The sequence below is a fragment of the Paraburkholderia terrae genome, assembly GCF_002902925.1.
Classification (GTDB): Bacteria; Pseudomonadota; Gammaproteobacteria; order Burkholderiales; family Burkholderiaceae; genus Paraburkholderia; species Paraburkholderia terrae.
Window position 1 is genome coordinate 938021 of the sequence record NZ_CP026112.1, and the last position, 13288, is coordinate 951308.

Consider the following 13288-nt stretch of genomic DNA (forward strand, 5'->3'; position numbering starts at 1 on the left):
ATAGCAGAAAAAACCACAGGAGCGAACATGAAAATCGGCTTCATAGGACTAGGCAACATGGGCGCGCCGATGGCGCTGAACCTGCTGAAAGCGGGCCACGCCCTAAGCGTTTTCGATCTGAACACGCAAGCGTTAGAAACCCTGAAACAAGCAGGCGCAAGAACAGCAAAAACCCCAAAAGAAGCCTCGACGGACGTCGAATACGTCATCACGATGCTCCCAGCGGCAGCGCATGTACGAGCAGTGCTAACAGGCGAAGAAGGCATCCTCGCGGGCATCGCGAAGAACGTAACGATCATCGACTCGAGCACGATCGACCCGGCCAGCGTAAAAGCCTTCGCCGACCTAGCGACACAAAACGGAAACACCTTCGTAGACGCGCCAGTCTCAGGCGGCACAGGCGGCGCCACATCCGGCACACTGACATTCATGGTCGGCAGCACCGCAGAAACCTACGAACAGGTGAAGCCAATCCTCTCAGCAATGGGCAAAAACATAGTCCACTGCGGCGATACCTCGACCGGCCAGGTCGCAAAGATCTGCAACAACCTGGTGCTGGGCATCACGATGGCAGGCGTGTCCGAAGCGATGGCACTCGGCGAAAAACTCGGCATCGACCCCCAGGTACTGGGCAAAATCATCAACACATCGACGGGCCGTTGCTGGAGCTCGGACACCTACAACCCGTTCCCCGGCGTCATCGACACCGCGCCGTCGACGCGCGGCTATACAGGCGGCTTCGGCACCGACCTGATGCTCAAGGACCTCGGACTCGCCACCGATGCCGCAAAGCTCGCGCGCCAACCTGTCTACCTCGGCGCGCTCGCGCAACAGCTCTATCAAACCATGAGCACGAACGGCGCCGGCAAGCTCGACTTCTCAGCGGTGATCAAGCTATATCGCAAGGACGGAGGCGCGTCATGATCGAACTCGACCACGCGCATGACGGCAGCGTCGCCGTGCTGACCCTGAAGCGCCCGCCAGCGAACGCATTCACACCGGAAGGGCTATTGCAGCTTCAGCACACCATCGAACGCCTGAACAACGACGCGCAAGTGCGCGCAATCGTCATCACGGGCGACGGCCCGAAGTTCTTCAGCGCGGGCGCCGATCTCAACACCTTCGCCGACGGCAACAAGGAAGTCGCGCGACAAGCAGCATCGCGCTTCGGCACGGCGTTCGAGACGCTGCAAAACGCGCGGCCCGTCGTGATCGCGGCGATCAACGGCTATGCAATGGGCGGCGGGCTCGAATGCGCGCTCGCGTGCGATATCCGCATTGCCGAGCAGCACGCGGTGATGGCGCTGCCGGAAACGGCCGTCGGCCTGCTGCCGTGCGGTTGCGGCACGCAGACGCTGCCGTGGCTCGTCGGCGAGGGCTGGGCGAAGCGCATCGTGCTGACGGGCGAACGCGTCGATGCGGCGACGGCGCTGCGCATCGGGCTCGTCGAAGAAGTGGTCGAGAAAGGCGCGGCGCGCGAATTCGCGCTGCAGATGGCGGCGCGCGTTACGGCCTTGAGCCCGCAGGCCGTCACGTTCAGCAAGGAACTGATCCAGCAGGCGCGCAACGGTGTGCCGCGCACGGCGGCGTTGGCCGTGGAGCGCGAGCGCTTCGTCGATCTGTTCGACGGCGCCGATCAGCGCGAGGGCGTCAACGCGTTCCTCGAAAAGCGCGCGCCGAAGTGGCAAGGCGCGCAATCGAAGGAGTCGCAGCGATGAACGCCGTTCTCAAAGAGGCAAGCATGCACGAACCCGACGTGCTGTTTCGCGTCGTCAATCGCGTCGCGATCGTCACGCTGAACCGCCCGGCTGCGCTGAACGCGCTGTCGCACGAGATGGTGCGCGAACTGGCCGTGCTGATCGAGCGCTGCCGCACCGATAGCGAGATCGTCGCCGTGGTGCTGCGCGGCGCGGGCGCGAAAGGTTTCTGCGCAGGCGGCGACGTGCGCGCGCTGTACGGCATGCGGCAGCGCAACGAAAGGAACTGGCAGCAGTTCTTCATCGACGAATACCGGCTCGACTACGCGCTGCATACCTTCCCGAAGCCCGTTGTCGCGCTGCTGGACGGCATCACGATGGGCGGCGGCATGGGGCTTGGCCAGGCGGCGCGGCTGCGCATCGTCACCGAGCGCACGAAGATCGCCATGCCCGAGACGCGCATCGGCTTTTTGCCCGACGTCGGCGCGACGCGTTTTCTGAGCGTGATGCCCGCCGAGGTCGAACTGTACGTCGGACTGACGGGCGTGACGCTGTCGGGTGCGGAGGCATTGCGCTTCCAGCTGGCGGATCTGTGCGTGCCGTCCGAATGGCTCGATACGTTCGAGGAACGTCTGTTGCGCATCGCAACGGCCGACGTCGCCGCCGACGAGCTGCTGCGCGCCTTGCGCACCGTATTCGAGCCGCCGTGCAACATCGTCCCGCACGCGGGGCTCGGCGCGTTCACGCAGCTGATCCTGCGGCACTTCGACCGGCGCTCGGGCGTCGAGCGGATCGTCGCGACGCTGCGCCAGGATCTGGAGCGCGAGCATTCGCCCCAAATGGGCCAGCGCGAGGTGCGTCAGTGGCTGCAAGCGACGCATGAAGCGCTGACGTCGCATTCGCCGACCATGCTGTACGTCACGCGCGACGCGTTGCTGCGCGGCCGTCAGATGACGCTCGCCGAATGTTTCCGGATGGAATTGGGTATCGTCACGCGCGCGATCGAAGAGGGCGATTTCAGCGAAGGCGTGCGCGCGCATCTCGTCGACAAGGACCGCAAGCCGCGCTGGGCGCCCGCGACGCTGGCTGAAGTGCGGCCCGAGCGCGTGCGGCATTTCCTGTCGTCGCCGTGGCGCGCGCAGGCGCATCCTTTGGCTGATCTTGGCGAGGAGCAAGCGCTGGCGTGAACGCGCATCGCGCCTAGAACCGATATCCGATACCACCCATCAGCACATCCGTATCGCGGCTATAACGCGTGACGACGCGATTCCACGTCACGCGCGCCGCCCAGCGTTGCGTGAAGCGATACGAGGCCGACGCCGAGACAATGCCCGACAGGATGCCGTCGCCTGTCGGGCGGTCGTCCGGGTCCTGGCCGTGATGGATCGCGGCGTACGCGCCCGCGCCGAAGCCGAGCGTCAGGTGATCGTCGAGAAACGCGCGCGTCAGCCATAGCTGCGCGGTGAGGCCGTCGCGGCGCGCTTTCAGGCCGTCGCCTTCATGCAGATAGCCGAGCGTGCCGTCGAGCCAATGCGTGAGCCCGCGCCGGTATTCGATCGACTCGGCTATGGACGTCTGCGATTCGAGGCTGTTGAGAATGGTCTCTCCGACCATCACCGTGACTTCGTTGTTCGTCACGTCGTGCGTACGCGGCAGCGCCCTGGCGCGCGGTCCCGGCTCGTCGGGCGCGTCGAGCTGATAGCCGACGCCGAGCAGCACGGCCGTCGTCGAAGGTCCGCGCGACACCTGTATGCGATTGAGCTGCAGGCTCGTCGTCCAGCGGTGCGACGTGTACCACGTCGCCCGCGCGCTGAACAGGCCGCCCCAGCCGTGCGTGTTCGAGTAGCCCTGGCCCTGTTCGGCGGCTTCCGTGTCGAAGTAACGATACGGTCCGACGCCGAGCGCAAACACGAAATGGTTCTGCGCGAGCGGCAGACGCCCCCAGATCTGCGCCGCCTGGCCATCGCGATGATGGTCCGGCATATGGCCTTCGTTCAGCCATGTGATGCTGCCCGCGACGTATCTTCCAAAGCCTTCCGTATAGTCGATCGCCCATGAGTAGGTGTTCGTGCTGGCACCTCGCAGCCACCCGCCGTACAGCGCGATTTCCTGCGCCGACGCGCTGCGGGCCGACAGCGCCGCACAAGCCGCACCCACCAGCAGCAACGGTTTCAGACGGTGGCGCGGGTTCTTCTTCATATTGCTCAAAAACATGCCCCTTGAATAAAAATCATTCTGAATGAATGAAGCGATTTGTGCGCTGTAAGGGGCAGATGTAACGGTTACGGAATTTTGCAGCGCGGCATGCGCGAGGCCAGGTATCGCGCTTGCTTCGCGTTATCGGTCTGTCATCCCGATCTGATGAATGGACCGGTCACAAGCGCAGAATGTTTGAAACGCGGATGGCTCGAAGCACGCCACCAACGCGGCTGACGATCGGCGCCTATACTTTTCCCTTGTCCATCGGTGCTCCACGGTGTTGCGACGGTGTCGCGCGATCGTGGTACGCGCCATCTGGCATTCGACCGTCTTCCTTCCGATCGTCCCCTTCCGATTGCTGCATGGAGATTTCCCGATGCCCCATACCATCGCCCGACCCGAAGTCACTCCGCAGGAAGCGAATCAACCCGGTGACACGCCGCACGCACAGCCGTCGTCGAGCGTCACGATTCCCGTCGAACTGAACGTGAACGGCACGTCGTACGCGCTCGCGCTCGATCCACGCACGACCTTGCTCGACGCGTTGCGCGAGCATCTGCATCTGACGGGCACGAAGAAAGGCTGCGACCACGGCCAGTGCGGCGCATGCACGGTTCACGTGAACGGCCGCCGCGAAAACGCGTGTCTGTCGTTCGCGGCGACGCACGAAGGCGACACGATCACGACCATCGAAGGCATCGGCGAGCCCGATGCGCTGCATCCGATGCAGGCCGCGTTCGTCGAATGCGACGGTTATCAGTGCGGCTACTGTACGTCCGGCCAGATCATGTCGGCCGTCGCGCTGCTCGACGAAGCGATCGGCCCCGATGACGCCGACGTGCGCGAAGCGATGAGCGGCAACCTGTGCCGCTGCGGCGCCTATCAGAACATCGTGACGGCCATCCAGACCGTGCGCGGCAAGCGCTAGGAGGCCACGATGGAACTGTTCCAGCTTTCGCGCGCCAACGACATGCGCGACGCGATCGTCGCAGGCGCCGCGTCGCAAACGGCGCAGCAGGGCGCGCAGGTGCGCTTTCTCGCGGGCGGCACGACGCTTCTTGATCTGATGAAACTCGATGTGGAGAAACCGGCGCGCGTGGTCGATATCAGCCGCTTGCCGCTCGATCGCGTCGAAATAGCGGACGACGGCGGCGTGCGTATCGGCGCGCTCGTGCGCAACGCCGACCTCGCGCTGCATCCGCTGATTCACGAACCGTATGCGGTGCTGTCGCAGGCGCTGCTGGCGGGCGCGTCCGCGCAGTTGCGCAACATGGCGACGACGGGCGGCAACCTGCTGCAACGCACGCGCTGCGTCTACTTCCGCGATACCGCGATGCCGTGCAACAAGCGCGTGCCGGGTTCCGGCTGCGCTGCGATCACCGGCTTCAACCGGACGATGGCGATACTCGGTACGAGCGATGCATGTATCGCGACCAATCCGTCGGACATGAACGTTGCGCTCACGGCGCTCGGCGCGACGGTTCAGATTCAAGGAACGAAGGGCGATCGCAGTGTCCCGATCGACGATTTTTACCTGCTGCCGGGCGACACGCCGGAGCGCGAAACCGTGCTCGAACCGGGCGATCTCGTCACACATGTCACGTTGCCTCCGATTCCGGGCAGTCGCTCGCTGTATCTGAAGCTGCGCGACCGCGCGTCGTATGAGTTCGCGCTGGCATCGGCGGCTGTCGTCGTCAATGTGGCCGACGGGCGCATCACGCGCGCGCATGTTGCGCTCGGCGGCGTCGGCACGAAGCCGTGGCACGCGCACGAAGCCGAAGCCGAACTCGCGGGCGCCGTGCCCGATGCGGCGAGCTACGCGCGCGCCGCCGACGCCGCCCTCGCGAATGCGAAAGCGCAGAGCCAGAACGGCTTCAAGATCGAACTATCGAGGCGCTGCCTGATACATGCATTGACGCAGGTCATGCAGTCCGTCTGAAACTTTTTCGAGGACTTCTTTCCATGTCCACTGTGTCCGATTCCTTGCTGTCCATCATTGGGCAGCCGCAGTCGCGCATCGACGGTCCGCTGAAAGTGAGCGGACGCGCGCAGTACACCTCCGATATCGACTTGCCCGACATGCTGTACGCGGCGCCCGTGTGCGCGACGATCGCGAGCGGCCGTGTCACGTCGCTCGAATTCGCCGCCGCGCAGGCGATGCCCGGCGTTCGCGTGGTTCTGCATCGCGGCAACATCGGCCGCTTCTATCGTATTTCGGGTAATTCGATGGAGACGGGTTTCGTCGACGAAGCGCGTCCGCCGTTCGAGGATGACGTGATCCGCTATTACGGCCAGTACGTGGCCGCTGTCGTTGCCGAGACCTTCGAGGCGGCGAGCAACGCCGCGGCCGCCGTGAAAGTCGGCTATGAAAAGACGGCGCATGACGTCAGCGACGAACTCGAAGCGAAGGGCGAGCCGCATGTCCAGAGCGAGCGCGGCGATGCGGCATCCGCATTCGACACGAGCGAAGTGACGCTCGACGAGACGTATGTGACGCCCGTCGAAACGCACAACCCGATCGAACTGCACGCGACCGTCGCGCAGTGGGACGGCGAGGGCTACACCTTCTACGAGACCACGCAGGCCGTGTCGAATCATCAGGGCACGCTGATGCAGATGCTTGGCCTGCCGAAAGAGAAAGTGCGCGTGATCTCGCGCTATCTCGGCTCGGGCTTCGGCGGCAAGTTGTGGATGTGGCCGCACTCGCTGCTGGCGGCGGCTGCGTCGCGGCAAACGGGGCAGCCGGTGAAGCTGGTCGTGAGCCGCAAGATGATGTTCCAGAACGTCGGGCATCGTCCGACGACGCAGCAGCGCATGCGCCTTTCTGCCGATCGCGGCGGCAAGCTCACGTCGATTCGCCACGACTACGTGAATCACACCGCGATCGCCGACGACTACGAGGAAAGCTGCGGCGAGATCACGCCGTTTTTGTACAGCGTGCCGAATCTGCGCGTGAGTTCGGGGCTCGTTCGGCGCAACGTCGGATCGCCGACCGCGATGCGTGGACCGGGCGCGGTGCCGGGACTCTACGCGCTCGAATCGTCGATGAACGAACTGGCGCGCAAGCTCGACATCGATCCTGTCGAATTCCGTTTGAGGAACGAGCCGAAGGTCGACGAATCGACGGGCTTGCCGTTTTCGTCGCGGCATTTCGTCGAGTGTCTGACGACGGGCGCGGAAAAGTTTGGCTGGGCGCAGCGCAGGTCCGAAGTCGGTTCGATGACGCGCGACGGGCTGACACTCGGCTGGGGCGTCGGCGCATGCGGTTGGCCGGGGCTGCGTTTTTCCGCCGAGGCGAGCGTCGATCTGCGCGCGGACGGTACGGCGCGCGTCGTGTGCGGCACGCAGGACATCGGCACGGGCACGTACACGATCCTTGCGCAACTGGTCGCGGGGCACACGGGCATTCCGCTCGACCAGATTGAAGTCGTGCTCGGCGATACGATGCTGCCCGTGGGGCCGATATCGGGTGGCTCGGCGGCGACGGCTTCCGTGATTCCCGCCGTGCTGCAGGCGGCGCGCGCGGCGACGGACATGGTGTTGGCGCGCGCTGCCGCTGTCGACGAGTCGCCATTCAAGGGTGCCGACAAGGAGGCGCTCGCGTTTGGGGCGGGACGTGTGTTTCGCAAGACGGATGCGGCGGAGAAGGGCGTACCGTTCGCACAGATACTGCAGGCCGCGAAGATGCATGCGGCGTCGGGGAAGGGCAGTGCGCAGGGCGGCTTCGACGATCCGCTGAAGAAGCACTATTCGATCTACTCGTATGGCGCGCATTTCGCTGAGGTGACGTGGCAGCCGGAGACGGCGCGGTTGCGCGTGAGCCGCATTGTGACGGTGATCGACGCGGGGCGGATTCTGAATCCGCGCGCCGGGCGCAATCAGATTGAAGGGGCTGTGGTGATGGGTGTTGGCATGGCCCTTTTCGAACATACGATGTATGACGCGCAAAGCGGTGCGCCGATCAATAGCAATCTTGCTGACTATATTGTCGCTTCGCATGCGGATATGCCGGCGCTCGATGTGACGTTTCTGGATTATCCCGATCCTGTGTTTAACGAGCTGGGCGCTCGGGGGATTGCCGAGATCGGGCTTGCTGGGGTCGCGGCGGCGATTACGGATGCTGTGCATCATGCGACGGGTGTCAGAGTGCGGAGGTTGCCGGTGATGATTGAGGATTTGCTTTTAGAGAGGGCTTAGTTTGGCGCCTTCGCGGCGCGGGCGGTTTGGGCTGCTTGTGGGTGCGGGCTGGCTTCCGTGCTTTGACTTGGTGGCGCGGCCGGTTTGGTTTGCCTGTGTTTGCGCTGGCATCCGCGATTTGTTAGCGTGCTTCACGCGTCGCCCCTGTGCGGGGCGGCACCTACTTTTCTTTGCCGCCGCAAAGAAAAGTAGGCAAAAGAAAGCGGCTCACACCGCCAGCCCTTGTGTTTGCCTGAGGGACCCCAACCGGTCTTATGCTTCACACGGCAACATCTCTATTGGCGCGCGTTGCCAACGCTTCGAATAAACGCCTCACCCGCTTCAACCGCCCGCATAACTGCTAACGGCAGCGAACGGTTAGTGCCGCCCAGGTGGCAAACTGTGTGTAGGTTGTCGCGTCGTACACGTTAGCGCTCTTACATAGTGGGGCGCGTGTACTATCGGACCGAAGTGAGGCGTGTGGAGTACTACGGCCTACACACAGTTTGCCACCTGGGCGGCGGTGGAATATCCGGTACGGCGTGCCGCAACGCGGGTGCATGAAGCGGGTGAGGCGCAGCGCAAGGGCGCTGGCAACAAAGATGAGTCACGTGATTGCCGTATGAAGCGTAAGACCGGTTGAGGGCCCTCAGGCAGGAACAAGAATTAGCGGTGTGAGCCGCTTTCTTTTGCCTACTTTTCTTTGCGGCGGCAAAGAAAAGTAGGTGCCGCCCCGCACAGGGGCGACGCATGAAGCACGCTAACAAATCGCGGATGCCAGCGCAAACACAAGCAAACCAAACCGCCCGCGCCACGAAGCCTCGACCACGCGTAAAAACAAAAAACCAAACCGGATGCCCGCGCAGCGTACAAACCAAACCCATCCAGCAGTCGCAGACAAAAAAACCACCACTACGACATGTGGACACCTTCCACCGAAAACACAGAAAGCCTCCGCTGAATCCACTTGAGCAATTCCATCGGCCCAGGCGTAAGCAAACGCCCCGCCTTCACGATCAACCGCGCGTGCGTACTCTGAAAAACAGGATGATCGACGGGCACCGTCGTAAGCTCACCGCTTGCCACTTCACGCCGCGCCGCAAACTCCCCAATCAACGTAACAAAGTTCTCCACCGCAACCATCCGTTTAAGCACAGCAAGCGAATTACTCGTCACCGCCGGCTCGATCTGCACGCCTTCGGCAACTTCGAGCATCTTCACCGCGTGTCCGATCCCAAACGTCTGCGGCATCAACGCCAGCGGAAACGCCCGCAAATCCTGAACGGTAGCGGCACGCTTGCGCATCGCAAGCGGATGCTCCCGCCGCATCAGCAAAACCGCCCGCTGAACCGAACTCGCAAGACACTCAAGCCGCGGATGCGGCGGCGGGTTATACGCCAGCCCGATATGCGCCCGGCTTTCAGCCACCTCTTCGACAATCCCATCGCGAGCCAGCATGCTCATCTCGATCGTCAGCGCGGGATACTTCGCGCAGAACGGCGCGAGCACATCCTCGGTCAATGTATCGACGAAACCTTCGCTCACAGCCAACTGCACCCGCCCATGACGCAGGCCGCGAAATGCATGTAACTGGTCTTCGAGTTTCTCCTGCTGCGACTGGCAGCCCTCCCAGAACTCCAGCAGATGCGCCGCCGGTTCCGTCGGCCGCGCACCTCTGGCTCCGCGCTCGAACAGCCTGACGCCCAGTTCGTCTTCGAGCAGCCGGATCTGCCGCGTGATGACCGACGGCGACGTGTTCATGTCGTCGGCGGCGCCGCGAATCGATCCTTGCGTCAGGACCGCGTAGAAATATCTCAGGCGCTGGTGATTGATTGTTCGCATCGTTGTCAGACCCATGAAATCTCAAGTGTTGCCCATAGGGCAACAGAGAGTGAGCACAGTTGCTGTTGTGTCAACGATGCGTTCCTGCCACCATGCGCGGCACATTAACCCGCACCCGGTGGCCGGCGTGACGCGTGTCGACGTTGCTCATTTGAGCAGCGGCATGTATCCGTCACATGTCTTGAAGTGGCTCGCAGGCAGTGTTTTGTATCGGCGGGTGTGGGCCGGATACATGCGCGTACGAAGGCGACGACCGTGCTGCTATCAGCACGGTCGCGCCGTCAGTGCGAGCCGGAAGCAGCGCGCCTTGTCGTAGCCGCAGTCGTTGGACCCGTCATGAAGAAGCTCGAACACGTGTTGATCGTCGATAACGATCGTGATATCCGCGAACTCGTCGCCATCCATCTGCAACGCAACGGCATGCGGGTATCGCACGCGTCCAGCGGGCGCGACATGCGCGCGGCGCTCGCGCGCGACACGCCCGATCTCATCGTCCTCGACGCGAGGTTGCCGGATGCGGACGGCCTGTCGCTGTGCCGCGAATTGCGCGCAGGCGAATTTCACGCGATACCTGTTGTCATGCTGTCCGCGCGTCACGACGAAGCGGATCGCATCGTCGGCCTCGAACTGGGTGCCGACGACTTTTTGTCCAAGCCGTTTGCAATCCGCGAACTGCTGGCGCGCATTCGCGCCGTCCTGCGCCGCACGAACATGCTGCCGCCCGGCATGCGCGTCGCGGAATCGGCCACCGTGCTGCGCTTCGGCGAGTGGCGGCTCGATACGGCGGCGCGCCGTCTGCTCGATCCCGAAGGCACGGTGGTCGCGTTGAGCGGAGCGGAGTATCGGCTGTTGCGAGTGTTCCTCGATCATCCGAACCGCGTGCTCACGCGCGACCAGTTGCTGAACCTGACGCAAGGCCGTCACGCCGACCTGCTCGACCGTTCGATCGATCTGCTCGTGAGCCGTGTGCGTCAACGGCTGCAGGACGGCGTGCGCGACGGCCGCTACATCAAGACGCTGCGCAATGAAGGCTATCTGTTTTCGGCAGCGGTGATGCGTGTCGAAAGCCATATTTCGCATGCGCCTGTGATGAACTGCATCGCCTAGGGAATCAGCAGCAGCTTGCCCGTGGTCCTGCGGCTCTCCATGTCGGCGTGCGCACGCGCAGCATCCGCAAGCGGATAAACGCCGCCGATCCGCACGTCGAGCACGCCCGCGATGATCCAGTCGAACAATTGCTTTGCACGCGCGCGCAGCAGGGCAGGGGTGTGGACGTGATCGGCGAACGTCGCGTAGCCGATCTTGATGCTCTTCGGCAGGCTCATGATATGAAGCGGGCCGGCCGCGCCCAGCACCGGTCCATACCAGCAGAACGTGCCCGAGCGCCGCAGCGATGCAAGCGAGCCTTGAAACGTTGCCGGTCCCGAACCGTCGTAGACGACATGCACGCCTTCGCCGTCGGTGACGCGCATGACTTCATCGGCGAACCGGCCTTCGCTGTCGACGATCACATGATCGGCGCCCACTTGCCGCGCGGCTTCGATCTTGTCTTCATGCGACACGCGGCCGATCACCATGCCGCCGCGCAGTTTGATGATCTGCGTGAGCAACAGCCCGAGGCCGCCCGCTGCCGCATGCACCAGCGCGATGTCGCCCTGGCGGACAGGGTAGAAGTCCGTCGCGAAGTGACTGGCCGTGAGGCCCTGCATCATCACGGCGGCGGCGGTGGTGTGATCGATCGCATCGGGAATGGGGACGAGCGATGCAACGGATATCGCAATACGCTGCGCGTAGCTGCCGGGCGCATAGACCCACGCGACACGCTGTCCCGGCCGGATATCCGCAACGTCGTCGCCGACGCTCGACACCCGTCCCGCGCCTTCGACGCCCAGCGGTTTCGGATTCGCCATCGTCGACCAGATGCCGCCGCGCCGCACGCCGATGTCCATGAAGTTGACGCCGGCGGCATCCACTTCGACGACGGCTTCGCCCGGGCCAGCAACAGGTTCGTCGCATTCGACCAGCCGAAGCTTCTCCGGCCCTCCCGGACCGTCCATCATGATGGTCTTCATGTCGTGCGCCTCTGCCTTAGTGTGCGTTGCGCGCTGCCGCGAGAATCGCGTTGGCGACGGCCTCGGGCTGGCTCAGCATCGCGACGTGGCTCGCGTCGACGCGCGTCACCTTCGCATGGATCTGCGTCGCCATCTTCGCCTGCAGATGCGGATCGATCATCTTGTCGCGGCCGGGAATCACGAAGTACGACGGCTTCTCGTGCCAGGCGGCCTGCGTCACCTTGTCGTTCAGGCTGCCGGAAAACCACGGTCCTTGCGTCGCGGCGACGATGCGCTGCTGGCTTGCGGGCAGATCAAGCGCGAAGTCGTCGCGCACGGCCTTGTCCGACAGCGTCAGATAGCCGGCCGAATCCTTTTGCAGTTCATTCGCCCATGCTGGCGGCTTCATGCCTTGCGTGATGTCGGCGATCGACTGGTTGGCGTCGGGCGCGAAGGCTGCGACGTAGACGAGCGACTTCACTTTGTCGTCGTTGCCCGCCTGGCTGATGACCACGCCGCCCCACGAATGACCGACCAGCACGACAGGTCCTGTCTGCTGATCGATGACGCGCTTCGTTGCCGCGACATCGTCGGCGAGCGAACTCAACGGATTCTGCACCGCGACGACGTGCAGCCCATGTGCTTCGAGTAACGGGATCACGCGGTTCCAGCTCGATCCGTCGGCGAATGCGCCGTGTACGAGAACGACATTGGTGCCTTTGAGGTCGGCTGGCGGGGCCGCGTGCGCAGCCTGCAGCGCGAAAAGTCCGCACAGCATCGTGGCGAACGCGAGGATGGTCCTGAAGCTTCTTGTCATTGTGTTGCCCCTGAGTACCGCGTTATCGATGAATGTTTTTCTGCTGCGTCAGTTGGGCGCTCCGTTGCGACGCATGCGCATGCACGCATCGGCAACGGAGCCGCGACAATCACGAGTGCGCGTAGATCGGTTCCAGACCGAGCACGTCCTGCTGCGGAGCGGGCGTTTGCGCGGTGTCGCGATGCGTGCCCGAGTTCGATTGACCCGCTGCGACGCCGCCATACGCAGCACCGTTTTCAGCCTGAATACGCGACAGCGCGGCTTCGATGTTCTTCGGATATTGCGTGTTGTCGCTCGCCGGGTTATAGCCGGCCTGTTGCAACTGGACCAGCTCGGCGCGCACCTGGGCGCGGGTCACGGGCTGGTTCGACTGCGCGAACGACACAGCGGGAGCGGCGATCAAGGCTGCAACGATGAGGGATTGAACGAGTTTCATGAGTATTCTCCAGTAGTGAAGCGGGTCTGCGTTGATGTCATTCCGGGCGGTCATCGCGCTTTGCGCATTG

At 63.5% G+C, this 13288-nt stretch carries 12 protein-coding genes; 7 read left to right on the top strand and 5 right to left on the bottom strand.

The features are described from left to right. Positions 1-27: 27 nt before the first annotated feature. From mmsB to C2L65_RS20450, 3 genes are read left to right on the top strand one after another with little or no spacing between them, the layout of a single operon-like run. Positions 28-924 (top strand): 3-hydroxyisobutyrate dehydrogenase, encoded by an 897-nt coding sequence (gene mmsB / locus C2L65_RS20440; protein ID WP_042316267.1) that lies wholly within the window; start codon positions 28-30, stop codon positions 922-924. Beyond that, the gene (locus C2L65_RS20445; protein WP_042316269.1) at positions 921-1718 is read left to right on the top strand and encodes an enoyl-CoA hydratase; all 798 of its coding nucleotides are present in this window, start codon (positions 921-923) and stop codon (positions 1716-1718) included. Before mmsB ends, C2L65_RS20445 begins: the two co-directional genes overlap by 4 nt. After that, complete coding sequence (locus tag C2L65_RS20450; protein ID WP_042316270.1) at positions 1715-2884, top strand: enoyl-CoA hydratase/isomerase family protein; 1170 nt, start codon at positions 1715-1717, stop codon at positions 2882-2884. Before C2L65_RS20445 ends, C2L65_RS20450 begins: the two co-directional genes overlap by 4 nt. 13 nt (positions 2885-2897) lie before the next feature. Here the strand turns inward: C2L65_RS20450 and C2L65_RS20455 are convergent, their stop codons facing one another. After that, positions 2898-3911 (bottom strand): hypothetical protein, encoded by a 1014-nt coding sequence (locus tag C2L65_RS20455; protein ID WP_042316272.1) that lies wholly within the window; start codon positions 3909-3911, stop codon positions 2898-2900. A 361-nt stretch (positions 3912-4272) separates the two neighbouring features. Here C2L65_RS20455 and C2L65_RS20460 point away from each other — a divergent pair, with 361 nt between their 5' ends. Genes C2L65_RS20460 through C2L65_RS20470 form a run of 3 tightly spaced genes read left to right on the top strand, consistent with a single transcriptional unit; the run spans position 4273 to position 8093 of the window. Further along, complete coding sequence (locus C2L65_RS20460) at positions 4273-4824, top strand: (2Fe-2S)-binding protein (RefSeq protein WP_042316273.1); 552 nt, start codon at positions 4273-4275, stop codon at positions 4822-4824. 9 nt (positions 4825-4833) lie between these two features. Beyond that, entirely contained in the window at positions 4834-5835 is a 1002-nt protein-coding gene (locus C2L65_RS20465; protein ID WP_042316276.1) for an FAD binding domain-containing protein, read from the top strand. A gap of 23 nt (positions 5836-5858) precedes the next feature. Then, positions 5859-8093, top strand: coding sequence for a xanthine dehydrogenase family protein molybdopterin-binding subunit (locus C2L65_RS20470; protein ID WP_042316277.1), 2235 nt, complete (start codon positions 5859-5861; stop codon positions 8091-8093). An 891-nt stretch (positions 8094-8984) separates the two neighbouring features. Here C2L65_RS20470 and C2L65_RS20475 read toward each other — a convergent pair. Further along, positions 8985-9914: a LysR family transcriptional regulator gene (locus C2L65_RS20475; protein WP_174485113.1), complete on the bottom strand. Its 930-nt coding sequence runs from the start codon at positions 9912-9914 to the stop codon at positions 8985-8987. 336 nt (positions 9915-10250) lie between these two features. On the opposite strand from C2L65_RS20475, the gene C2L65_RS20480 reads away from it, so the two are divergent. Beyond that, positions 10251-11021, top strand: coding sequence for a response regulator (locus C2L65_RS20480; protein WP_042315825.1), 771 nt, complete (start codon positions 10251-10253; stop codon positions 11019-11021). Here the strand turns inward: C2L65_RS20480 and C2L65_RS20485 are convergent. The 3 genes from C2L65_RS20485 to C2L65_RS20495 form a co-directional block, all read right to left on the bottom strand. Continuing rightward, the gene (locus C2L65_RS20485) at positions 11018-11986 is read right to left on the bottom strand and encodes a quinone oxidoreductase family protein (RefSeq protein ID WP_042315824.1); all 969 of its coding nucleotides are present in this window, start codon (positions 11984-11986) and stop codon (positions 11018-11020) included. The genes C2L65_RS20480 and C2L65_RS20485 overlap by 4 nt on opposite strands. Positions 11987-12002: 16 nt before the next feature. After that, the gene (locus C2L65_RS20490; RefSeq protein WP_042315823.1) at positions 12003-12782 is read right to left on the bottom strand and encodes an alpha/beta fold hydrolase; all 780 of its coding nucleotides are present in this window, start codon (positions 12780-12782) and stop codon (positions 12003-12005) included. 109 nt (positions 12783-12891) lie between these two features. Then, on the bottom strand, positions 12892-13218 hold the full coding sequence (locus tag C2L65_RS20495; RefSeq protein ID WP_042315822.1) for a DUF4148 domain-containing protein: 327 nt from the start codon (positions 13216-13218) through the stop codon (positions 12892-12894). Between the last annotated feature and the right edge of the window lie 70 nt (positions 13219-13288).